The 22,459-nt window shown below is 70.6% G+C and carries 19 protein-coding genes and 1 pseudogene; 13 read left to right on the top strand and 7 right to left on the bottom strand.

Annotation, left to right across the window (positions count from 1 at the left end; genetic code table 11):
- Positions 1-243: 243 nt before the first annotated feature.
- A complete protein-coding gene (locus D1369_RS26295) occupies positions 244-444 on the top strand; it encodes a MerR family transcriptional regulator (protein WP_031037805.1) in 201 nt (66 codons plus the stop codon).
- Positions 445-525: 81 nt separating this feature from the next.
- Entirely contained in the window at positions 526-1,092 is a 567-nt protein-coding gene (locus D1369_RS26290) for a GNAT family protein (RefSeq protein WP_007382166.1), read from the top strand.
- Here the strand turns inward: D1369_RS26290 and D1369_RS26285 are convergent.
- Positions 1,073-2,116, bottom strand: a complete 1,044-nt coding sequence (locus D1369_RS26285; RefSeq protein WP_007382167.1) for a zinc-dependent alcohol dehydrogenase family protein — start codon at positions 2,114-2,116, stop codon at positions 1,073-1,075. The genes D1369_RS26290 and D1369_RS26285 overlap by 20 nt on opposite strands.
- 126 nt (positions 2,117-2,242) lie before the next feature.
- On the opposite strand from D1369_RS26285, the gene D1369_RS26280 reads away from it, so the two are divergent.
- On the top strand, positions 2,243-2,482 hold the full coding sequence (locus D1369_RS26280) for a heavy-metal-associated domain-containing protein (protein WP_020116519.1): 240 nt from the start codon (positions 2,243-2,245) through the stop codon (positions 2,480-2,482).
- Between the two features lie 20 nt (positions 2,483-2,502).
- Positions 2,503-4,725, top strand: a complete 2,223-nt coding sequence (locus D1369_RS26275; protein ID WP_037900107.1) for a heavy metal translocating P-type ATPase — start codon at positions 2,503-2,505, stop codon at positions 4,723-4,725.
- An 822-nt stretch (positions 4,726-5,547) separates the two neighbouring features.
- Here D1369_RS26275 and D1369_RS26270 read toward each other — a convergent pair.
- Together D1369_RS26270 and D1369_RS26265 are read right to left on the bottom strand one after the other, a co-directional pair.
- On the bottom strand, positions 5,548-6,837 hold the full coding sequence (locus D1369_RS26270) for a citrate synthase (protein ID WP_007382170.1): 1,290 nt from the start codon (positions 6,835-6,837) through the stop codon (positions 5,548-5,550).
- 231 nt (positions 6,838-7,068) lie between these two features.
- A complete protein-coding gene (locus D1369_RS26265) occupies positions 7,069-9,321 on the bottom strand; it encodes an ATP-dependent RecD-like DNA helicase (protein WP_007382171.1) in 2,253 nt (750 codons plus the stop codon).
- Between the two features lie 127 nt (positions 9,322-9,448).
- Here D1369_RS26265 and D1369_RS26260 point away from each other — a divergent pair, with 127 nt between their 5' ends.
- From D1369_RS26260 to rbsD, 5 genes are all read left to right on the top strand, one after another.
- Positions 9,449-10,468 (top strand): LacI family DNA-binding transcriptional regulator, encoded by a 1,020-nt coding sequence (locus D1369_RS26260; RefSeq protein ID WP_007382172.1) that lies wholly within the window; start codon positions 9,449-9,451, stop codon positions 10,466-10,468.
- The gene (locus tag D1369_RS26255) at positions 10,465-11,991 is read left to right on the top strand and encodes a sugar ABC transporter ATP-binding protein (RefSeq protein WP_037900110.1); all 1,527 of its coding nucleotides are present in this window, start codon (positions 10,465-10,467) and stop codon (positions 11,989-11,991) included. Before D1369_RS26260 ends, D1369_RS26255 begins: the two co-directional genes overlap by 4 nt.
- Positions 11,981-13,918 (top strand): substrate-binding domain-containing protein, encoded by a 1,938-nt coding sequence (locus tag D1369_RS26250; RefSeq protein WP_007382174.1) that lies wholly within the window; start codon positions 11,981-11,983, stop codon positions 13,916-13,918. Before D1369_RS26255 ends, D1369_RS26250 begins: the two co-directional genes overlap by 11 nt.
- A 66-nt stretch (positions 13,919-13,984) precedes the next feature.
- On the top strand, positions 13,985-14,887 hold the full coding sequence (locus D1369_RS26245; RefSeq protein ID WP_007382175.1) for a ribokinase: 903 nt from the start codon (positions 13,985-13,987) through the stop codon (positions 14,885-14,887).
- Positions 14,884-15,273 carry a D-ribose pyranase gene (gene rbsD / locus D1369_RS26240; protein ID WP_007382176.1) on the top strand — a complete coding sequence of 130 codons (390 nt, stop codon included), beginning with the start codon at positions 14,884-14,886 and terminating at the stop codon, positions 15,271-15,273. Before D1369_RS26245 ends, rbsD begins: the two co-directional genes overlap by 4 nt.
- Before the next feature lie 206 nt (positions 15,274-15,479).
- Here rbsD and D1369_RS26235 read toward each other — a convergent pair whose 3' ends face one another.
- From D1369_RS26235 to D1369_RS26225, 3 genes are read right to left on the bottom strand one after another with little or no spacing between them, the layout of a single operon-like run.
- Positions 15,480-16,310, bottom strand: coding sequence for a sugar phosphate isomerase/epimerase family protein (locus tag D1369_RS26235; protein ID WP_007382177.1), 831 nt, complete (start codon positions 16,308-16,310; stop codon positions 15,480-15,482).
- Complete coding sequence (locus tag D1369_RS26230; RefSeq protein ID WP_007382178.1) at positions 16,307-17,461, bottom strand: dihydrodipicolinate synthase family protein; 1,155 nt, start codon at positions 17,459-17,461, stop codon at positions 16,307-16,309. The genes D1369_RS26235 and D1369_RS26230 overlap by 4 nt, the downstream gene beginning before the upstream one ends.
- Positions 17,458-18,615, bottom strand: a complete 1,158-nt coding sequence (locus tag D1369_RS26225) for a Gfo/Idh/MocA family oxidoreductase (RefSeq protein ID WP_037900112.1) — start codon at positions 18,613-18,615, stop codon at positions 17,458-17,460. Before D1369_RS26225 ends, D1369_RS26230 begins: the two co-directional genes overlap by 4 nt.
- A 295-nt stretch (positions 18,616-18,910) precedes the next feature.
- Between D1369_RS26225 and D1369_RS26220 the strand changes: the two genes are divergently transcribed.
- Together D1369_RS26220 and D1369_RS26215 are read left to right on the top strand one after the other, a co-directional pair.
- Positions 18,911-19,957, top strand: a complete 1,047-nt coding sequence (locus tag D1369_RS26220) for a LacI family DNA-binding transcriptional regulator (RefSeq protein ID WP_007382180.1) — start codon at positions 18,911-18,913, stop codon at positions 19,955-19,957.
- A gap of 486 nt (positions 19,958-20,443) precedes the next feature.
- On the top strand, positions 20,444-20,746 hold the full coding sequence (locus D1369_RS26215) for a DUF6292 family protein (protein WP_007382181.1): 303 nt from the start codon (positions 20,444-20,446) through the stop codon (positions 20,744-20,746).
- Between the two features lie 155 nt (positions 20,747-20,901).
- Here D1369_RS26215 and D1369_RS26210 read toward each other — a convergent pair whose 3' ends face one another.
- Positions 20,902-21,210 carry a hypothetical protein gene (locus D1369_RS26210; protein ID WP_240436097.1) on the bottom strand — a complete coding sequence of 103 codons (309 nt, stop codon included), beginning with the start codon at positions 21,208-21,210 and terminating at the stop codon, positions 20,902-20,904.
- 539 nt (positions 21,211-21,749) lie between these two features.
- Here D1369_RS26210 and D1369_RS26205 point away from each other — a divergent pair.
- Positions 21,750-22,217, top strand: coding sequence for a lamin tail domain-containing protein (locus D1369_RS26205; RefSeq protein ID WP_037900113.1), 468 nt, complete (start codon positions 21,750-21,752; stop codon positions 22,215-22,217).
- A gap of 96 nt (positions 22,218-22,313) precedes the next feature.
- Positions 22,314-22,448 (top strand): annotated as a pseudogene (locus D1369_RS26200) (IS3 family transposase); the annotation flags it as partial.
- Between the last annotated feature and the right edge of the window lie 11 nt (positions 22,449-22,459).

Raw genomic sequence — 22,459 nt, 5'->3', positions numbered from 1 at the left:
AGTCAACGCGCCGCGCCCGCACGCCCGCGTGCGCCTTTGCGTCACCTCTGTCACAAACTCCTCTTCCGTGTCACACATGTCCCGGGTACGCGGACTTCCCGTCACACCCCGCGCACGACCCCTGACCGACGGTCACCACAGGTCGTTCACGAGGCGCAGGCTTTGTGATCGCCAGCGCAGCGCCCGGTACCCCCGACGGCCGTTCCCGGCCGCCGCCGCGGCGCGCGCGAGGAGGTGCCCCACATGACCGACCGAAGGCTCTGGTCGTACAAGGAGATCGCGGCGCACATCCGTGTGCAGCCGGACACCGTGCGGTCGTACCGCAAGCACGGACTGCTGCCGCCGCCCGACCATGTCGAAAGCGGCAAGCCCTTCTGGTACGCGGACACCGTGCGCGCGTGGGTCGCGTCCCGGCCGGGGAACCGGGGGCGGAGAGAGGACTGAGGTCGACGCGGGCGTCGGCGGGGGCGCCGGACCGCCGAAAATCACGGGCCGGTAGGAGTCCGTGTCTGACACAGTCCGCCCATGAGCGACTTCTCCGTCACCCCCGTGCTGACTGGCGACAGAACCGTGCTGCGGCCGTTCACGGAGGCGGACGCGGAGGTGATGGGGGAGATCATCGACGACCCCGAGGTCCGCCGCTTCACCGGTGCCCCCGCCGACGAACCGACCCCCGAGCGGCTGCGGTCCTGGTATGGCTCCCGGTCCGGGCAGACCGACCGTCTCGACCTCGCCGTCACCGACCGCGCCACCGGGGAACTGGTCGGCGAGGTCGTCCTGCACGAGTGGGATCCCGCCGCCCGCAACTGCACCTTCCGCACGCTCATCGGGCCCGGGGGCCGCGGACGCGGCCTTGGCACCGAGGCCACCCGTCTCGTCGTCGGTTACGGCTTCGAGCAACTCGGTCTACACCGGATCGAGTTGGAGGTCTACCGTCACAACGCCCGCGCCCTGCGGGTCTACGAGAAGGCCGGCTTCACGGTCGAGGGGGTGCGGCGGGAGGCCGATCTGCGGGACGGCGAGTGGGTGGACTGGGTGGTCATGGGTCTCCTCGACCGCGAGTGGGCCGCCCTCAGCTCCACGGCTCGATGACCGTCACCCCCGCCCCGGGGACCGTGCCCATCGCCGCGAGGGCGTCCGGGGCCGCGTCCAGGGGGATCGTGGACGTGACCAGCAGATCCGGTCGCAGCACACCCGAGCCGACCAGCTCCAGCATCGGCGGGTAGGTGTGGGCGGCCATGCCGTGACTGCCGAGGAGTTCGAGCTCCAGGGCGATCACGCGAGCCATGGGGACCGGGGTCGTCCCGTCCGGCGAGGGCAGCAGGCCGACCTGGACGTGCCGGCCGCGCCGGCGCAGGCAGTCGACGGAGGCCGCGCAGGTGGCCGGGGAACCGAGGGCGTCCAGGGACACCTGGACCCCGCCGCCGGTCAGCTCGCGGATCGCCGCGGCGGTGTCCGGAGTGCCGGTCGCGTCCACGCACTCCGCCGCACCGAACTTCCTCGCCAGGGCCAGGGCCTGGGCAGACACGTCCACGGCCACCACCCGGGCCCCCGAGGCCGCCGCGATCATCACCGCGGACAGGCCCACGCCGCCGCAGCCGTGCACCGCGACCCACTCCCCCGCGGTGGCCCGCCCCTGCTGCACGACGGCCCTGAACGCCGTGGCGAAGCGGCAGCCGAGCGAGGCGGCCGTGGCGAAGGACATGTCCTGCGGCACGGCCACGAGGTTCACGTCGGCGTGGTCCAGCGCCACGTACTGGGCGAACGAGCCCCAGTGGGTGAAGCCGGGCTGGGTCTGGCGCTCGCAGACCTGTTGGTCGCCCCTCGCGCAGGACGCGCAGGTGCCGCAGGCGCAGACGAAGGGGACGGTCACCCGGTCACCGGGCCGCCAGGTGCCCACCCGGGGGCCGACCGCCTCCACCACGCCCGCGAGTTCATGGCCCGGCACGTGCGGGAGGGTGATGTCCGGGTCGTGGCCCTGCCAGCCGTGCCAGTCGCTCCGGCACAGGCCCGTGGCCTCCACTCGGACGACCACTCCGTGGTCCGCCGGGCGGGGGTCGGGCACGTCCCGTACCTGTGCGGGTTCGCCGTACTCGTCGAAGACAACCGCTCGCATCCGCGTCTCCCTCGCCGTTCTCGTCTGCCGGTACATCGTGGCAGCCACCGGCACCTCTTGGAGAAATACCCCCTAGGGGTATAGGCTGTGCGCGGTAACCCCACACGCCTCCACGAGGAGAACGACATGACCGCCCAGACCGATACCCCGGGTTCCGTCACCGCCGTCTACAAGGTGAGCGGGATGAGCTGCGGGCACTGCGAGGGTTCCGTTTCCGGTGAGATCTCCGAGATCGCGGGGGTCAGCTCCGTGAAGGCGGTCGCGTCCACCGGTGAGGTGACGGTCGTGTCGGCGGAGCCGCTGGACGAGGAAGCCGTGCGGGCCGCTGTGGACGAGGCCGGCTTCGAGTTCGTCGGCAAGGCCTGATCACCCTGGGAGCAGTGCACATGTCCACCACGGCCCCGATAGCACCCGTGTCCGAAGTCGAGCTCGTCATCGGCGGGATGACCTGTGCGTCCTGTGCCGCCCGGGTCGAGAAGAAGCTCAACCGGATGGACGGCGTCACCGCCACGGTCAACTACGCGACCGAGAAGGCGAAGGTCGTCTACCCCGCGGGGGTCGAGGTCGCCGATCTGATCGCGACCGTCGTGAAGACGGGCTACACGGCACAGGAGCCGGCGCCCCCGGTACAGCGGCCCGACGACCGCGACGACACGGACCCCGAGCTCGCCGTCCTGCGGCAGCGGCTGTTCGTCTCCGTCACGCTGGCCGTCCCCGTCATCGCGCTCTCCATGGCCCCCGCCCTCCAGTTCGACAACTGGCAGTGGCTCGCGCTGACCCTCGCCTCGCCCGTCGTCGTCTGGGGCGCGTGGCCCTTCCACCGGGCCGCCTGGACGAACGCCCGGCACGGCGCGGCCACCATGGACACCCTCGTCTCGGTCGGGACCCTCGCCGCGTTCGGCTGGTCGCTGTGGGCCCTGTTCTTCGGTGACGCGGGGATGCCGGGCATGCGGGAGCGGTTCGAGCTCACCGTCGGCGGCATGGACGGTGCCTCGACGATCTATCTCGAAGTGGCGGCGGGAGTCACCGCCTTCATCCTGCTCGGCCGTTATCTGGAGGCCCGCGCCAAGCGTCACGCGGGGGCCGCTCTCCGGGCTCTGATGGAGCTCGGCGCCAAGGACGTCAGCGTGCTGCGGGACGGGCGCGAGGTGCGGATCCCGGCGGAGCGGCTGGCCGTCGGGGACCGGTTCGTCGTACGGCCGGGCGAGAAGATCGCGACGGACGGCACCGTGGTCGAGGGCGCCTCGGCCGTGGACGCCTCGATGCTGACCGGCGAGTCGGTACCGGTGGACGTCGGTGTCGGGGACGCCGTCACCGGCGCGACCGTCAACGCCGGCGGACGGATCGTCGTGGCGGCGACCCGGATCGGGGCCGACACACGGCTCGCGCGGATGGCGAAGCTGGTGGAGGACGCGCAGAACGGCAAGGCGGAGGTGCAGCGGCTGGCCGACCGGGTCTCCGCGGTCTTCGTGCCGGCCGTCCTCCTCATCGCGACGGCCACCTTCGGGGCCTGGCTCGGCACCACCGGGGACACCGTCGCCGCGTTCACCGCGGCCGTCGCCGTGCTGATCATCGCCTGTCCGTGCGCGCTGGGCCTGGCCACGCCGACCGCGCTCATGGTCGGCACCGGGCGCGGCGCCCAGCTCGGCATCCTCATCAAGGGCCCCGAGGTCCTGGAGTCCACGCGGCGCGTCGACACCGTCGTCCTGGACAAGACCGGCACCGTCACCACCGGCCGGATGACGCTTCAGGAGGTCTACGTCGTCGACGGCGCCGACGAGAAGCAGGTGCTGCGGCTCGCGGGCGCCCTGGAGCACGCCTCCGAGCATCCCGTCGCCCGGGCGGTCGCCGTGGGCGCCGAGGAGCGGGTGGGACCGCTGCCGGAGGCCGAGCGGTTCGAGAACGTCCCGGGGAAGGGCGTACGCGGCCGTGTGGAGGGCCACGAGGTGGCCGTGGGGCGGCTGTTCGACGTGCTGCCCGCCGAGCTGGCCCGGGCGAAGGAAGAGGCCGAGCGGGGCGGTCGTACGGCTGTCGTCGTCGGGTGGGACGGCGTGGCACGCGGTGTCCTGGCCGTCGCCGACGCGGTCAAGGAGACCAGCGCGGAGGCGGTGCGGTCGCTGCGGGCGCTGGGGCTCACGCCGGTCCTGCTGACCGGGGACAACCGGACGGTGGCCGAGGCGGTGGCCCGCACGGTCGGGATCGACGAGGTGATCGCCGAGGTGCTGCCCGAGGACAAGGTCGACGCCGTACGGCGGCTTCAGGACGCGGGCCGGGTCGTCGCGATGGTCGGCGACGGGGTCAACGACGCGGCCGCGCTCGCCGCCGCCGACCTGGGGCTCGCCATGGGGACCGGGACGGACGCGGCGATCGAGGCGGGGGACCTGACCCTGGTGCACGGGGACCTGCGGGTGGCCGCGGACGCGATCCGGCTCTCCCGACGCACCCTGGCGACGATCAAGGGCAATCTCGTGTGGGCCTTCGGCTACAACGTGGCCGCGCTGCCGCTGGCCGCGGCCGGGCTGCTGAATCCGATGATCGCCGGGGCGGCGATGGCGTTCTCCTCGGTGTTCGTGGTGACCAACAGCCTGCGGCTGCGTGCCTTCCGTTGAGGATCCTTTGACGGACCCCCCTCTGGAGTCCGGAGCCCCACTCACATAAGCTCTTCACAAGACTCGCGCATCGTCCTTACGCCGGGGTCCTGTTCGCCGTATCCGGGCTCTTGCGTATCTAACGGACATTTGCAAGAGACGCAGATCACAGTGATGCGAACGTAACCATCGAAGGGGTTCGAAGGTCTAAGTTGGCGATGTCAGGCAGCGTCTTGGGGGGCGCCGACTGACGTCTGAGGATGTCTTGGGGGACTTCCTCGGAGCTGCGTTGCCGGGGCACGCACTTAGGGAAGCTTTGAGCGGCCCTCCCGACCGTGCGCTGTCCCGGCAGACCGCACACTGGAGCAGTACGAGGAGTTTTGCTCGTTCTGCTCAAACAGCAGTGACAGCAATACCGGAAGACAGCGAATTCAGGCGCTGGTCTCTCAGACGCCCGGCCGGATCCCGTGGGGGGAATCCGCACCGGGACATGGGAAGGCGCCCTGGACGCCGGCCCGTGGGGGGACCGTCGCCAGGGCGCCTTCCGCTTTTCGCTTCACGGATCGAGCCGGGGGGTTCGTGGTGCTGTACGTCGTCGTTCGACTGCAACCCGGTGGGGGCTGGTCGCGCAGTTCCCTGCGCCCCTTGAGTGGGACCGGTCACCCGGAAACCGGCAGCCGACCCCCCGACCGACCTGAATGTCAGCGCTGCTCGACCGGGACGAAGTCCCGCTCGACGACACCCGTGCAGATCTGACGCGGACGCCCGACAAGGGACACGTCCACGCACCGGAAACACTGAAGGGGCGCCGCCCGAGCGACGCCCCCAGCTCACCGGCAGGTGTCAGCGCTGCTCCACCGGCACGAAGTCGCGCTCGACCACGCCCGTGTAGATCTGGCGCGGGCGGCCGATGCGGGATCCCGGCTCCTTGATCATCTCGTGCCACTGGGCGATCCAGCCCGGGAGGCGGCCGAGGGCGAACAGGACCGTGAACATCTCGGTCGGGAAGCCCATGGCGCGGTAGATCAGGCCCGTGTAGAAGTCGACGTTCGGGTAGAGGCTGCGCGAGACGAAGTAGTCGTCGGAGAGCGCGTGCTCCTCCAGCTTGAGCGCGATGTCCAGCAGCTCGTCGGACTTGCCGAGGGCCGACAGGACGTCGTGCGCGGCAGCCTTGATGATCTTCGCGCGCGGGTCGAAGTTCTTGTAGACCCGGTGGCCGAAGCCCATCAGCCGGACGCCCTCCTCCTTGTTCTTCACCTTGCGGATGAACGAGTCGACGTCACCGCCGGAGGCCTGGATGCCCTCCAGCATCTCCAGGACGGACTGGTTGGCACCGCCGTGCAGCGGGCCCCACAGGGCGTTGATGCCGGCGGAGATCGACGCGAACATGTTCGCCTGGGACGAGCCGACGAGGCGGACCGTCGAGGTCGAACAGTTCTGCTCGTGGTCCGCGTGCAGGATCAGCAGCTTGTCGAGGGCGGAGACCACGACCGGGTCGGGCTCGTACTCCTGCGCCGGGACCGAGAAGGTCATACGGAGGAAGTTCTCGACGTAACCGAGGTCGTTGCGCGGGTACACGAACGGGTGGCCGATCGACTTCTTGTACGCGTACGCCGCGATCGTCGGAAGCTTGGCGAGCAGGCGGATCGTCGAGAGGTTGCGCTGCTTCTCGTCGAAGGGGTTGTGGCTGTCCTGGTAGAACGTGGACAGCGCGGAGACGACCGACGACAGCATGGCCATCGGGTGGGCGTCGCGCGGGAAGCCCCGGTAGAAGTTCTTGACGTCCTCGTGCAGCAGGGTGTGCTGCGTGATGTCGTTCTTGAAGCTCGAGAGCTCGTCGACGGTCGGAAGCTCACCGTTGATAAGGAGGTAAGCGACCTCCAGGAAGGTGGAGCGCTCGGCCAGCTGCTCGATCGGGTAGCCGCGGTACCGGAGGATGCCGGCCTCGCCGTCGAGATAGGTGATGGCGGATTTATAGGCCGCGGTGTTGCCGTAGCCGCTGTCCAGGGTGACCAGACCGGTCTGGGCGCGGAGCTTTCCGATGTCGAAGCCCTTGTCGCCGACGGTGCTGTCGATCACCGGGTAGGTGTACTCGCCATCGCCGTACCGCACTACTACAGAGTTGTCGCTCACGTCATCCCTCACCGACGTTGTGCCTCTTCTTCGAGGTTGCCCTGACTGTCTCTACCATCCCCCATTTGGCGCAGGAGAGTGCACTCGGGGTCGGCCGTTGGGCGTATCAGCGGCACTGAGTGCCGCCAACTTGCTCATCCTGCCCCTCTCCACCCGCTTCCGGAAGGGCTCTGTGATCCACGTGACTCATTTGATCGATCATTTTTTGTGTTGCCTCACCATTGACGCTCGTCACCGGCCCGCGAGCCGGAAGTCCAGCGCCGTGCACCGCCGTCCCGCCGAGACCGTGCGCACCGCCTGACCGATGGCCTTGCGCGAACCGACCAGGACGACGAGCTTCTTGGCGCGGGTGACCGCCGTGTACAGCAGGTTCCGCTGGAGCATCATCCACGCGCTGGTGGTGACCGGGATCACCACGGCCGGATACTCGCTGCCCTGGGAACGGTGGATGGTCACCGCGTACGCGTGGGCCAGTTCGTCCAGTTCGTCGAACTCGTACGGCACCTCCTCGTCCTCGTCCGTCAGCACGGTCAGGCGCTGGTCGACCGGGTCGAGCGAGGTGACGACGCCCACGGTGCCGTTGAAGACGCCGTTGGCGCCCTTCTCGTAATTGTTGCGAATCTGGGTGACCTTGTCGCCGACCCGGAAGACCCGGCCGCCGAACCGCTTCTCGGCGAGGTCGGGGCGGCCCGGGGTGATGGCCTGCTGGAGCAGGCCGTTGAGGGTGCCGGCGCCCGCGGGGCCTCTGTGCATGGGGGCGAGCACCTGGACGTCCCGGCGCGGGTCGAGCCCGAATTTGGCCGGAATCCGACGGGCCGCCACGTCCACGGTGAGCCGGCCGACCTCCTCGGTGTCGTCCTCGACGAAGAGGAAGAAGTCCTTCATGCCCTCGGTGACGGGATGCTGCCCGGCGTTGATCCGGTGCGCGTTGGTGACGACACCGGACTGCTGGGCCTGGCGGAACACGCGCGTGAGGCGCACCGCGGGGACCGGGCCGCCCTCGGCGAGCAGATCCCTGAGGACCTCCCCCGCGCCCACGCTGGGCAGCTGGTCGACGTCCCCGACGAACAGCAGGTGTGCGCCCGGAGGCACCGCCTTCGCCAGCTTGTTGGCGAGCAGCAGGTCCAGCATGGATGCCTCGTCGACCACCACCAGGTCGGCGTCGAGCGGGCGGTCCTTGTCGTAGGCCGCGTCGCCGCCGGGCTTCAGCTCCAGGAGCCGGTGGACGGTGGAGGCCTCGGCGCCGGTGAGCTCGGCGAGACGCTTGGCGGCCCGGCCGGTCGGGGCAGCGAGGACGATCTTGGCCTTCTTGGCGCGGGCGAGCTCCACGATCGAACGCACGGTGAAGGACTTGCCGCAGCCGGGGCCGCCGGTGAGCACGGCCACCTTCTCGGTCAGCGCGAGCCTGACGGCGGCCTCCTGCTCGGGCGCGAGCTCGGTACCGGTACGGGACTTCAGCCAGCCCAGCGCCTTGTCCCAGGCCACGTCACGGAAGCCGGGCATCCGGTCCTGGTCGGTGCGCAGGAGCCGCAACAGCTGGGCGGAGAGGGAGAGTTCGGCGCGGTGGAAGGGGACGAGGTAGACGGCGGTGACCTCATGACCGTCGGGGCCGGGGACCTTCTCGCGGACGACCCCCGGCTCCTGCCCCGACTCCTCGTCGGGCTCGGCGAGTTCGGCGAGGCACTCGATGACGAGGCCGGTGTCGACCTGGAGGAGCTTGACCGCGTCGGCGATCAGCTGTTCCTCGGGGAGGTAGCAGTGGCCCTGGTCGGTGGACTGCGAAAGGGCGTACTGGAGGCCCGCCTTGACGCGCTCCGGGCTGTCGTGCGGGATGCCGACGGACTGGGCGATCTTGTCGGCGGTGAGGAATCCGATGCCCCAGACGTCGGAGGCGAGCCGGTAGGGCTGGTTCTTCACGACGGAGATCGAGGCGTCGCCGTACTTCTTGTAGATGCGCACGGCGATGGAGGTGGACACCTCGACGGTCTGGAGGAAGAGCATGACCTCCTTGATCGCCTTCTGTTCCTCCCACGCGTCGGCGATCTTCTTGGTGCGCTTGGGTCCGAGGCCGGGGACCTCGACGAGCCGCTTCGGCTCCTCCTCGATGATCTTCAGGGTGTCGATGCCGAAGTGCTGGGTGATGCGGTCGGCGAAGACGGGCCCGATGCCCTTGACGAGCCCTGATCCGAGATAGCGGCGGATGCCCTGGACGGTGGCCGGCAGGACGGTCGTGTAGTTCTCGACGGTGAACTGCTTGCCGTACTGCGGGTGGGAGCCCCACCGCCCCTCCATCCGCAGCGACTCCCCGACCTGGGCGCCGAGCAGCGCGCCGACGACGGTGAGGAGGTCGCCGCCGCCTCTGCCGGTGTCGACTCGGGCGACCGTGTAGCCGTTGTCCTCGTTGGCGTACGTGATGCGTTCCAGTACGCCTTCGAGTACGGCCAGTCGTCGTTCGCCCGTGGAGGCCCCCGCCTGATCGGTCATGATCCGACCGTACCGCCGGGGTCTGACATCACGATCCGGTATCGAGGTCTTGCCTCTGGCCGTGTAATCGATTCCAATCCTCCTACGCGAAGTCGTGTAATCGATTCCACAAGGAGGTGGAGCGGCGATGGCGAGTATCAAGGACGTCGCTGCCGAGGCGGGGGTCTCCGTCGCCACGGTGTCGCGTGTCCTCAACGACCATCCATCGGTCAGCGCGGACGCACGCACCCGCGTGCTGGCCGCCGTCGAGGCCCTGGGCTACCGCCCGAACGCCGTCGCCCGCTCCCTGCGCACCGACCAGACCCACACCCTCGGCCTGGTCATCAGCGACGTGCTGAACCCCTACTTCGGCGAGCTGGCCCGCTCCGTCGAGGAGGAGGCCCGCGCGCTGGGCTACAGCGTGATCATCGGGAACGCCGACGAGCGCCCGGATCTGCAGGACCACCACGTACGGAACCTGCTGGACCGGCGGATCGACGGACTCCTCGTCTCCCCCACCGACGGCGGCTCCCCGCTGATGCTGGACGCCGTGCGCGCGGGGACGCCGATGGTGTTCGTGGACCGGTGGATCCCGGGCGTGGCCGTGCCGGTGGTCAGGGCCGACGGGCGGGCCGCCGTGCGCGATCTCGTCGCTCACCTGCACGGCCTCGGGCACCGCAGGCTCGCCATCATCGCCGGGCCCGCCGCCACCACGACCGGCCAGGAGCGCGTGGCGGCCTTCCGTGAGGCTCTCCAGGCGTACGGCCTGGAGCTGCCCGACGCCTACATAGGGCAGGGCGACTTCCAGGCCGAGAGCGGGCGGCGGGTCACCGAGGGCTTCCTCGACCTGCCCGAGCCGCCCGAGGTCGTCTTCGCGGCCGACAACCTGATGGCACTCGGCGCGCTGGACGCCGTACGCGCGCGTGGGCTGCGCGTGCCGGAGGACCTCGCCCTGGCCGCGTTCGACGACATCCCGTGGTTCGTGCACACCGATCCGCCGATCACCGCGATCGCCCAGCCCACGGGCGAGCTGGGGCGGGCCGCCGTGCGCGCGCTCGTCGACCGCATCGAGGGGCGGCCACCCGAGTCGGTCACCCTCCCCGCCCGTCTCGTGGTCCGCCGCTCCTGCGGCGAGGACCCCAACCCTGTGCAAAGGAGCACGTCGTGAGCAACGAGGACGAGTTGCTGCGCATCGAGGGCATACGGAAGTCCTTCCCCGGAGTGGTCGCGCTCGACGGCGTCGACTTCGACCTGCGCCGGGGCGAGGTGCACGTACTGCTCGGCGAGAACGGCGCCGGCAAGAGCACGCTGATCAAGATGCTGTCGGGCGCCTACCACCCCGACGAGGGCCGCGTTCTGGTGGACGGCGAGGAGGTGCACATCCGCGGGGCGCAGGACGCCGAGCGGCTGGGCATCGCCACCATCTACCAGGAGTTCAACCTCGTCCCCGATCTGACGGTCGCCGAGAACATCTTCCTGGGCCGGCAGCCGCGCCGGTTCGGGATGATCGACCGGAAGACGATGGAGGCCGACGCCGAGGTGCTCCTGAAGCGGGTCGGCGTGAACGTCTCGCCCCGCGCGCGGGTCCGCGAACTCGGCATCGCCCGGCTCCAGATGGTCGAGATCGCCAAGGCGCTCTCGCTGAACGCGCGCGTGCTGATCATGGACGAGCCGACCGCCGTGCTCACCTCCGAGGAGGTCGACAAGCTCTTCGCGATCGTGCGCACGCTGCGCGAGGACGGCGTCGGCATCGTCTTCATCACGCACCACCTGGAGGAGATCGCCGCGCTGGGTGACCGGGTCACGGTCATCCGGGACGGGAAGTCCGTCGGGCAGGTGCCTGCCACCACGCCCGAGGACGAACTCGTACGCCTGATGGTGGGGCGCTCGATCGAGCAGCAGTACCCGCGCGAGCGCGGCGACACCGGGGCGGCCCTGCTCAAGGTCGAGGGCCTCACCCGGGACGGCGTCTTCCACGACATCGGCTTCGAGGTGCACGCCGGTGAGGTGGTCGGCATCGCCGGCCTTGTCGGGGCCGGTCGTACCGAGGTCGTGCGGGCCGTGTTCGGCGCGGACCCGTACGACAAGGGAAGCGTGAAGGTCGGCGGGACCGCCCTCAGGGGCCATGACGTGGGCGCGGCCATGGCGGCCGGGATCGGCCTCATCCCCGAGGACCGCAAGGGCCAGGGCCTGGTGCTCGACCAGAGCGTCGAGGAGAACCTCGGTCTGGTGACCATGCGGGCCGCCACGCGCGCGGGGCTCGTCGACATCAAGGGCCAGCGGGATGCCGCCGCCCGGATCGCCGAGCAGCTCGGGGTCCGGATGGCGGGCCTGCACCAGCACGTCAGGACGCTCTCCGGCGGCAACCAGCAGAAGGTCGTCATCGGCAAGTGGCTGCTCGCCGACACCAAGGTGCTGATCCTCGACGAGCCCACGCGCGGGATCGACGTCGGCGCCAAGGTCGAGATCTACCAGCTCATCAACGAACTCACCGCGGCCGGTGCCGCCGTCCTGATGATCTCCAGTGATCTGCCCGAGGTGCTCGGCATGAGCGACCGGGTGCTGGTGATGGCTCAGGGCCGGATCGCCGGCGAACTCGACGCCGACGAGGCCACCCAGGACTCCGTGATGGCACTCGCCGTCAGTACGAACACCGTCAAGACCGAGAAGGAGGCCCCCGGTGGCCACTGACACGCTCAAGAGCGGGGCGAGCGCGGGTGGTCTGCGCCGTCTCCTGCTCGACAACGGCGCGCTGACCGCGCTGATCGTCCTCGTCATCGCCATGTCGGCGCTGTCCGGCGACTTCCTGACCACCGACAACCTGCTCAACGTCGGCGTCCAGGCGGCCGTGACCGCCATCCTCGCCTTCGGTGTGACCTTCGTGATCGTCTCGGCGGGCATCGACCTGTCGGTCGGCTCGGTGGCGGCCCTGTCGGCCACCGTGCTCGCCTGGAGCGCGACGCAGCACGGAGTACCGGTCTTCATAGCGGTGGTGCTCGCCGTCGTCACCGGCATCGCGGCCGGTCTCGTCAACGGCTTCCTCATCGCGTACGGCAAACTCCCGCCGTTCATCGCGACGCTGGCCATGCTCTCCGTCGCGCGCGGTCTGTCGCTGGTGATCTCCGAGGGCTCCCCGATCGCCTTCCCCGACTCCGTCTCGCACCTCGGTGACACGCTCGGCGGCTGGCTGCCGGTGCCCGTCCTCGTGATGGTCGTCATGGGGCTCCTCGCGGCCTTCGTGCTGGGACGGACGTACATCGGCCGCTCCATGTACGCGATCGGCGGCAACGAGGAGGCGGCCCGCCTCTCCGGTCTCCGCGTGAAGAAGCAGAAGCTCGCCATCTATGCCTTCTCCGGTGTGTTCGCGGCCGTCGCGGGTGTCGTGCTAGCCGCCCGGCTGTCCTCGGCGCAGCCGCAGGCCGCCGACGGCTACGAGCTGGACGCGATCGCCGCGGTCGTCATCGGCGGCGCCTCGCTCGCGGGCGGCACCGGCAAGGCGTCCGGGACGCTGATCGGCGCGCTGATCCTCGCGGTACTGCGCAACGGCCTCAACCTGCTGAACGTGTCCGCGTTCTGGCAGCAGGTCGTCATCGGTGTCGTCATCGCGCTGGCGGTGCTCCTGGACACCCTGCGCCGCAAGGCCGGGGCGACCCCGGTGGCCGGTGCCCCGCAGGGCGGCAAGGGGCGCCAGGCGGCGACGTACGGTCTCGCGGCCGTGGTCACCGTGGCGATCGTCGGCGCGACCTCCTTCCTGCACAACGACTCGTCCTCGACGGCGAACCCGAAGGTGGGCCTGTCGCTCTCCACGCTCAACAACCCCTTCTTCGTGCAGATCCGGTCGGGCGCCCAGGCCGAGGCGAAGAAGCTGGGCGTGGACCTGACCGTCACGGACGCCCAGAACGACGCCTCCCAGCAGGCCAACCAACTGCAGAACTTCACCAGTTCGAGCCTCGGCGCGATCATCGTCAACCCGGTGGACTCGGACGCGGCGAGCAACTCGGTGAAGGCCGCCGACAAGGCGAAGATCCCGGTCATCGCGGTGGACCGGGGCGTCAACAAGGCGTCGGTGGACGCGCTGGTCGCCTCCGACAACATCGCCGGCGGTGAACTCGCCGCCAGGACCATCGGCGAGAAGCTCGGCGGCAAGGGCAAGATCGTGATCCTCCAGGGCCAGGCCGGTACGTCGGCGGCGCGTGAGCGGGCGCAGGGTTTCGCGCAGGGTCTGAAGGCCTACCCGGGCATCCAGGTCGTCGCGCAGCAGCCCGCCGACTTCGACCGCACCAAGGGTCTCGACGTGATGTCGAACCTGCTCCAGGCCCACCCGGACGTCCAGGGCGTCATCGCCGCCAACGACGAGATGGCGCTCGGCGCGATCAAGGCGCTGGGCTCCAAGGCCGGCAAGTCGGTCTCGGTGGTCGGCTTCGACGGCACCCCGGACGGCCTGAACGCGGTCAAGGGCGGCACGCTCTTCGCATCCGTGGCACAGCAGCCCTCCCAACTCGGCAAAATCGCGGTGGACAACGCGCTGAAGGCCCTTCAGGGCAAGAAGGTCGAGGAGACGATCAAGGTGCCGGTGAAGGTGGTCACGAAGGAGAACGTGGCCGGTTTCACGGGCTGACGACGGCGTAAGGGCGGGCGGTCGCTTCGACCGCCCGCCCCGCGTCACTGACTAGGGGAGTCACTCATGTACGACTACGACCTTCTGGTCGTAGGGTCGGCCAACGCCGACCTGGTGATCGGCGTGGAGCGGCGGCCGGCGGCCGGTGAGACGGTGCTCGGCTCGGACCTGGCCGTGCACCCGGGGGGCAAGGGCGCCAACCAGGCGGTCGCGGCGGCCCGGTTGGACGCGCGTACGGCCCTGCTGGCCCGGGTCGGCGACGACGGGCACGGCCGGCTGCTGCTCGACTCGCTGCGGGCGGCCGGGGTCGACACGGTGGGGGTGCTGGTGGGCGGGGCGCCGACGGGGGTCGCGCTGATCACCGTCGACCCGTCGGGGGACAACAGCATCGTGGTCTCACCGGGCGCCAACGGGCGTCTGACACCGGGGGACGTGCGGGCCGCGGTCAGCCTCTTCCACGCCTCCCGGGTGGTGTCGACCCAGCTGGAGATCCCGCTGGAGACGGTCGTGGAGGTCGTACGGAACCTGTCGCCGGACAGCCGGTTCGTGCTGAACCCGTCGCCGCCGCGGCCGCTGCCCACCGAGATCCTGGCCGCCTGTGATCCGCTGATCGTCAACGAGCACGAGGCGAAGGTGATCCTCGGGGACGCGTGCGTGAGCGACGTGCCGGAGGACTGGGCGCGGCTGCTGCTCGCGAAGGGACCGCGGTCGGTGGTGGTGACGCTGGGCGCCGAGGGGTCGCTGGTGGCGTCCTCGGCGGGCGTGACCCGGGTGGCGTCGGTGAAGGTGGACGCCGTGGACACGACGGGCGCGGGAGACGCCTTCACTGCGGCGCTGGCGTTCCGGCTGGGGGCCGGTGCCGGACTGGCGGAGGCGGCCGCGTACGCGTCCCGGGTCGGGGCGGTCGCGGTGACCCGGAAGGGTGCGCAGGACTCCTTCCCCACCGCGGAGGAGGTCGGGGCGCCGTGAAGAAGGCCGGGATACTCAACCGTCAGCTCTCCGGCGCGCTGGCCGAGCTGGGGCACGGGGACGGGGTGCTGGTGTGCGACGCCGGGATGCCGATCCCCGACGGGCCGCGCGTGGTGGACCTGGCCTTCCGGGCCGGGGTGCCGTCCTTCGCGGAGGTCCTCGACGGGCTGCTCGCCGAGCTGGTCGTGGAGGGGGGCACGGCGGCCGCGGAGGTGCGGGACGCCAATCCGGCGGCCGCGGAGCTGCTGGACGCCCGCTTCCCCGCACTGCGCCTGGTCTCCCACGAGGAGCTCAAGGTGCTGTCGGCGGGCGCGCGGCTGGTCGTACGCACGGGCGAGGCACGCCCGTACGCGAATGTGCTGCTGCGCTGCGGGGTCTTCTTCTGACACCCGCCCGTTCCGACAACCGCCCGCGGAGATGTTTCGAGGGGCCCGGTCCATGGACCGGGCCCCTCGGTTTTCCCTCCCCGTCAGAACCCCCGCGATCCCCCCGGATCCCCCTCCAAGAGTCCTGATGCCAAGTACGACCGGCCAGGTGCGGGAAGGGTTGTACGGTCTTCCGGATTTTTTTGTCAGGGCCCGCGGGAGACCTTTCAGAGGGTGTGCGTCACGAACCGTTCGGCGGTCTCGGCGAGGACCTCGCGGCCGTCGCGGGCCCACAGCGCGTCGTTGAACAGCTCGACCTCGATGGCGCCCGTGTACCCGGCCGCCTCGACGTACCGCTGCCACTCCCGCATGTCGATCGCGCCGTCGCCGATCTGCCCGCGGCCGTTCAGCACGCCCTCCGGCAGCGGGGTCGTCCAGTCGGCGAGCTGGAAGGTGTGGATACGGCCGCCCGCGCCCGCCCGGGCGATCTGCGCGGGCGCGTGGTCGTCCCACCAGATGTGGTACGTGTCCACCGTGACGCCGACCTGCTGGGCGGGGAAGCGCTCGGCCAGGTCGAGGGCCTGGGTGAGCGTGGAGACCACACAGCGGTCCGCGGCGTACATGGGGTGCAGCGGCTCGATGGCCAGCCGCACCCCGTGCTCCTCCGCGTACGGGCCCAGCACCGCCAGGGCGTCCGCGATGCGCTCACGGGCGCCGTGCAGGTCCTTGGAGCCGGCCGGGAGGCCGCCGGAGACCAGGACCAGGGTGTCGGTGCCGAGGGTGGCGGCCTCGTCGACCGCGCGCCGGTTGTCGTCCAGGGCGGCGGCCCGCTCGTCCGGGTCGATCGCCGTGAAGAAGCCGCCCCGGCACAGCGTGGTGACGGTCAGACCCGCGTCACGGACCAGCTTGGCCGTCTCCTCGACGCCGTACGACTGGACGGGCTCGCGCCACAGGCCGAGGTTGGCGATGCCCAGCTCGCGGCAGGCGGCGACCAGTTCCGGCAGTGACAGCTGCTTGACCGTCATCTGGTTGATGGAGAAGCGGGACAGGTCGGTCACTGAGTCACCCCGTACAGGGACAGCAGGTTCTTCATGCGCTCCTCGGCCAGCTTCGGGTCCGGGAACAGACCCAGGCCGTCGGCGAGTTCGTAGGCGCGCGCGAAGTGCGGGAGGGAACGGGCCGACTGGAGGCCGCCGACCATCGTGAAGTGCGACTGGTGGCCGGCCAGCCAGGCGAGGAACACCACGCCCGTCTTGTAGAAGCGGGTCGGCGCCTGGAAGAGGTGGCGGGACAACTCGACCGTGGGGTCGAGGAGTTCGCGGAAGCCCTTGGCGTCACCCGTGTCCAGGACGCGGACCGCCTCGGCCGCGAGCGGACCCAGCGGGTCGAAGATGCCGAGCAGGGCGTGGGAGAAGCCCTGGTCGTCGCCCGCGATCAGCTCGGGGTAATTGAAGTCGTCGCCGGTGTAGCAGCGCACCCCCTGCGGGAGCCGGCGGCGGATGTCGATCTCGCGCCGGGCTTCGAGGAGCGAGACCTTGATGCCGTCGACCTTGTCCGGATGGGCGGCGATGACCTGGAGGAACGTGTCCGTGGCCGCGTCGAGGTCGCTGGAGCCCCAGTAGCCCTCCAGGGCCGGGTCGAACATCGGGCCCAGCCAGTGCAGGACGACCGGCTCGGTGGCCTGGCGCAGGAGGTGGCCGTAGACCTCCAGGTAGTCCTCGGGGCTCTTGGCCGCGGCCGCGAGCGCCCGGGAGGCCATCAGGATGGCCTGGGCGCCGGACTCCTCGACGAGGGCGAGCTGCTCCTCGTAGGCCGCCCGCACCTCGTCCAGGGTCGCCGGGCCGGTGAGCTGGTCGGTTCCGACACCGCAGGCGATGAGACCGCCCACGGACTTGGCCTCGGCGGCACTGCGGCGGATCAGTTCGGCCGCGCCCGCCCAGTCCAGGCCCATCCCGCGCTGGGCGGTGTCCATGGCTTCGGCGACCCCGAGTCCGTGCGACCACAGGTGGCGGCGGAAGGCGAGGGTGGCGTCCCAGTCGACGGCGGCCGGGGAGTCCGGCGTCGTGTCGGCGAACGGGTCGGCGACGACGTGCGCCGCCGAGAAGACCGTACGGGAGGTGAAGGGGGTGCCGGGGGTGGCGGCGAAGGGCTCCTCGCGGGGCTCGTACGCCTTGAATCCCCCGTTTCCGGTGGGCAGTTGGATCGTCACAGCGAGATCTCCGGGACGTCGAGACGGCGGCCCTCCGCCGAGGACTTCAGGCCCAGTTCGGCGAGCTGGACACCGCGGGCGCCGGCGAGGAGGTCCCACTGGTAGGGGGCGTCGGCGTAGACGTGCTTGAGGAAGAGCTCCCACTGGGCCTTGAAGCCGTTGTCGAACTCTGCGTTGTCCGGCACTTCCTGCCACTGGTCGCGGAAGACCTCGGTGGCGGGGATGTCCGGGTTCCAGACCGGCTTGGGGGTGGCGCTGCGGTGCTGGACGCGGCAGTTGCGCAGACCGGCGACGGCGGAGCCTTCCGTCCCGTCGACCTGGAACTCGACGAGCTCGTCGCGGTTGACGCGGACGGCCCAGGAGGAGTTGATCTGGGCGATGGCGCCGCCGTCCAGCTCGAAGATGCCGTAGGCGGCGTCGTCGGCGGTGGCGTCGTAGGGCTTGTCGTTCTCGTCCCAGCGCTGCGGGATGTGGGTGGCGGTGAGGGCCTGCACGGACTTCACCCGGCCGAAGAGCTCGTGGAGCACGTACTCCCAGTGCGGGAACATGTCGACAACGATGCCACCGCCGTCCTCGGCCCGGTAGTTCCAGCTCGGGCGCTGGGCGCTCTGCCAGTCGCCCTCGAAGACCCAGTAGCCGAACTCGCCGCGGATCGAGAGGATCCGGCCGAAGAAGCCGCCGTCGATGAGGCGCTTCAGCTTGAGCAGGCCCGGCAGGAAGAGCTTGTCCTGGACGACGCCGTGCTTGATGCCCTTCGCCTCGGCGAGGCGGGCCAGCTCCAGGGCGCCGTCCAGGCCGGTGGCGGTGGGCTTCTCGGTGTAGATGTGCTTGCCGGCGGCGATCGCCTTCGTGATGGCCTCCTCGCGCGCGGAGGTCACCTGGGCGTCGAAGTAGATCTCGACGGTCGGGTCGGCGAGGACCGCGTCCACGTCGGTGGAGATGTTCGCCGGGTCCAGGCCGTGCTGCTCGGCGAGGGCCTTCAGCGCGTGCTCACGGCGACCCACGAGGATCGGCTCGGGCCACAGCACGTTGCCGTCGCCGAGGTCGAGACCGCCCTGCTCGCGGATCGCGAGGATCGAGCGGACGAGGTGCTGGCGGTAGCCCATGCGCCCCGTCACACCGTTCATGGCGATACGCACCGTCTTGCGTGTCACGTCAGTCCCTTCATAGGAGTCGTACGCGGTTGTGCGCGCCGCGCACGCCCTACTGATGAGCGTTACAGCAAGCGCTTTCTATCTAAGAAGAAGCTAGCCTCTGACCAGCGGTCTGGACAAGAGCGCGACGGGGGCGAGTTGTTCGAGGGGGCGAACAACCGGGGGTATTGGCCTTAAGGTCGGCTCGGAACCGGGCCGTGGGGGCCCGCGTGTACGACGGAGTACGACTGAGATGCGCCAGGGCTCACCGCGGCACGCTGCGGCACGCTGAGGCGCGCAACCGGAGGACGACGAGATGACGGTGACCCTGGCGGACGTGGCGGCCCGCGCCCAGGTCTCCCCCGCGACGGTGTCGCGCGTACTGAACGGGAACTACCCCGTGGCCGCGTCCACCCGTGAGCGGGTGCTGCGGGCCGTGGACGAGCTGGACTACGTGCTGAACGGACCGGCCAGCTCGCTCGCCGCCGCCACCTCGGACCTCGTCGGGATCCTCGTGAACGACATCGCCGACCCCTTCTTCGGGATCATGGCTGGTGCGATCCAGTCGGAGATCGGGGGGCCGGGCGGGCGCGCGGGCGGTGAGCGGCTCGGGGTCGTCTGCAACACCGGGGGCTCCCCCGAGCGGGAGCTGACGTATCTCACCCTGCTCCAGCGGCAGCGGGCGGCGGCGGTCGTCCTGACGGGCGGGGCGACGGAGGCCGCGCCGCACCAGGCCGCGATGTCCGCCAAGCTGCGGAAGCTGGCGGACGCGGGGACGCGGATCGTGCTGTGCGGGCGGCCGCCGGCGCCGGAGACCGGGGCGTTCGCGCTGACCTTCGACAACCGGGGCGGGGGTCGCGAGCTGACCGAGCACCTGATCGGGCTCGGGCACCGGCGGCTCGGCTACATCGCGGGCCCCGAGGAGCGGACGACGACCCGGCACCGGCTGGAGGGACACCGGGCGGCCCTGGCGGCGCACGGGATCGAGGAGGACCCCCGGTGGACCGTGTACGGCCGCTACGACCGGCGGTCCGGGTACGAGGCCACGCTGGAGCTGCTGCGGCGGGATCCGTCGTTGACGGCTGTGGTGGCCGCGAACGACTCCGTCGCGCTGGGGGCGTGTGCGGCCCTGCGGGACTCGGGGCTGCGGATTCCGGACGACGTGTCCGTCGCCGGGTTCGACGACCTGCCGTTCAGCATCGACGCGGTGCCGGCGCTGACGACGGTGCGGTTGCCGTTGTCGGAGGCGGGGGCGCGGGCGGGGCGGATCGCGATGGGGCGGGAGGAGCCGCCGCCCGGGGGGATCGCGACCGTGCGGGGGGAGTTGATGGTTCGGGGGTCTTCGGGGGTGCCGCGGGGTTGAGGGTGCGGGGGTCGTCGGGGGCGCCTCGGATCAGGCGTCGGCGGCAGGGCGCTGACGTGCTCCCCGTCTTCGAGGGCCTGGGTGTCGTCGGCGAGGATCTCCAAGCGGTAGAGCCAGTCCCCGAAGCCGTATCCGTCGGGGAACCCGGAATCGTAGGAGCCGGCGCACCCCTGGAGCATCAGGCGAGGGTGCGCCGGAACCGGGAGGCGGTGAGGCGGCCGCGCTCGTCCGGGGGGATGACGTCGGTCGGCCCAGACGTCGGCATTCGGTGTCGACCCAGGTGACAAACACGGCGAGGTCCCTGGCGATCTGGCCGCCGGAGCGTGCCTCCCCGCGGCGCCTGGCGGGTAGACCCGTGCTGTTGGACCCGCCAGGATCACGCGGTGCACCCCACGGGACGCCGCACTGGCCCTACGTCCAGGCCGTCGACGACGCCCTCACCCATCGGGGTATCCCGCCAGGCACCGTCGGGCCAGCCACCACGGCATGGAGCGCGGCCTGACCACTTACATGACGCTCGCCTGGGACGTCTCCCGCACCAGCGGCCAAGGCGGGATCCGGCTCGACTGGGAGGAACGCCAGGGCTGGTACTACGCCCTGACCGGACTCAACTCCTACGACGTGCTGCTCTACACCGTGATCACGGCCCTGCGCACGCCCATCGCGGACCCGGAGCGGGTGGCCGACGTGGCGGAGGAACTGGTGCGCTTCCGCAGGCTGCCGGACGTGGAGTACCGGGAGGGGTGGGACGGCGCGCAGGAGGTGCGGGCGGGCCGGGTGGGCAGCTGACGATCGACACCCAGGCCGACACCTATGAGCAAGGCGGTCGAGGCGGTGCGGGCCGCATACGGGCGCGGTGCGACGGCGTAAAGGTTGCCCGACCTCATGCGTCGTCTGGCACGAGCCCAGCGCGCATGGGCGGACCTCGTGTGTGCGCGTCCATTTCACAGCGTGTGGTTCAGCCAGCGTTGCAGGGTGGTGTTGATGCTGGGGGACAGGGTGCTGAGCTGGTCGATGGCGTCGCGGTCCTCGGGCCGGGGCGGGATGCCGGCGGCGGTCAGTGCGGCGTGCAGGGCCAGGCGGCGCTGGTCGCGGGGGCTGATGAGGATGCTGAGGCGCTCGCCGGGGTTGGGCGGCGGGAGCAGGCAGTCGGTGTCCTGCCCGGCGGCCGGGGGCCAGGCCGTCTCTGCCGGGTCGGCGGCGTAGGGGTCGACGAAGGTGTGCGGCGTGTGGTGGTCAAGGGCAAGGCTCACGTCGGTCTCCTTCAGCAGGGAGTGGATGTGCAGGGGGAGAGCCCCGGACGGCTGTGTGTGGTTGCGGTTGCCGGGCGATGTCACGCCGACGGCGTCATCGGCGGCTCATCGTGTTCTCCGACCAGTACAACTGCAGGCCGGCCGCGCCTGACCAGCCGCCCGTAGGCAACAGCACCGGCGCAGAGTCCGAGCGCTGTTACACACTCACGGGTGAGGGTCGTGCGGTTGGTGGGGTGGCGCGTCCTGGTGATAACGGTGGGGCGGCCAACACCCGTACGTGATCTCGGCATGGCGGGGCGTCAACTTCGCGCATATGCCGCATGAATGGACGATACAAGCGACAGTCACAGCAATGCGGATGAACAGTAACGGACCGCCCGTATCGCGTTCACCACCTGCACGACACGGCCATGGTGTGGGTGTGCGGCCGACCGGCCGCCACCCGCACACCGCACCAACCCGTCCCACCCGCTCTGCTGTCAGGGCCCCGGGGCGGGCGGGTGCCCGTACAGCCTGGGGGCCTTGTGTCTTCTTCCACGGTGACCGCCCGTCGCCTGTCCGCCGCCGCTCTCGCGGCCGCCGCGATCGTCGGGGCAGTCGCGCTGCCGGCGTCGGCCGCCGACCACGCCCGGCCCGACCGCACGAAGGTGGAGATCAGCGCGGTCCAGTACGACTCACCCGGCTGGGACGACCGTTCGCGGCGCTCGCTGAACAAGGAGTGGGTGGAGCTCACCAACACCTCCCGCCGCACGGTCAACCTCGACGGCTGGACTCTGACGAACGAGGACGGCGACACCTACACCTTCGACCACTACCGCCTTGAGGGGCGCGCCACGGTCCGCGTCCACACCGGCAGGGGCCGCGACACCGACAGCGACCTCTACATGGACCGCCACAACGAGGTGTGGGACAACCACTCCGACACCGCCACCCTGCGCAACGACCACGACCGCTTCATCGACGACGCGTCCTGGGGCCACCACCGCCACGGTGGCCGCCACCACTGACCTTGCTTCCCACACCCGCGGCTCGAGGTGATGCCGCGGGGCGACGGAGGGCCCGGCCGGCTCGCCCGGCCGGGCCCTCCGTCACTCAGGCGCGCCAGTCGGGCCTTTGCCGACGCCTGCAACCAAGCCGGCGTCCGCCAGTCCATGAGCGCGATCGGCTCCAGCGCAGACAACGCGCTCGCCGAGTCCTTCAACGCGGCGTTCAAACGCGAGACGCTCCAGGCCGCAAGATTCGAGGTCAA

Source organism: Streptomyces sp. CC0208, from assembly GCF_003443735.1.
Classification (GTDB): Bacteria; Actinomycetota; Actinomycetes; order Streptomycetales; family Streptomycetaceae; genus Streptomyces; species Streptomyces sviceus.
The sequence above is the reverse complement of the archived record's forward strand: the minus strand, read 5'-3'. Positions and strand labels throughout refer to the sequence as shown.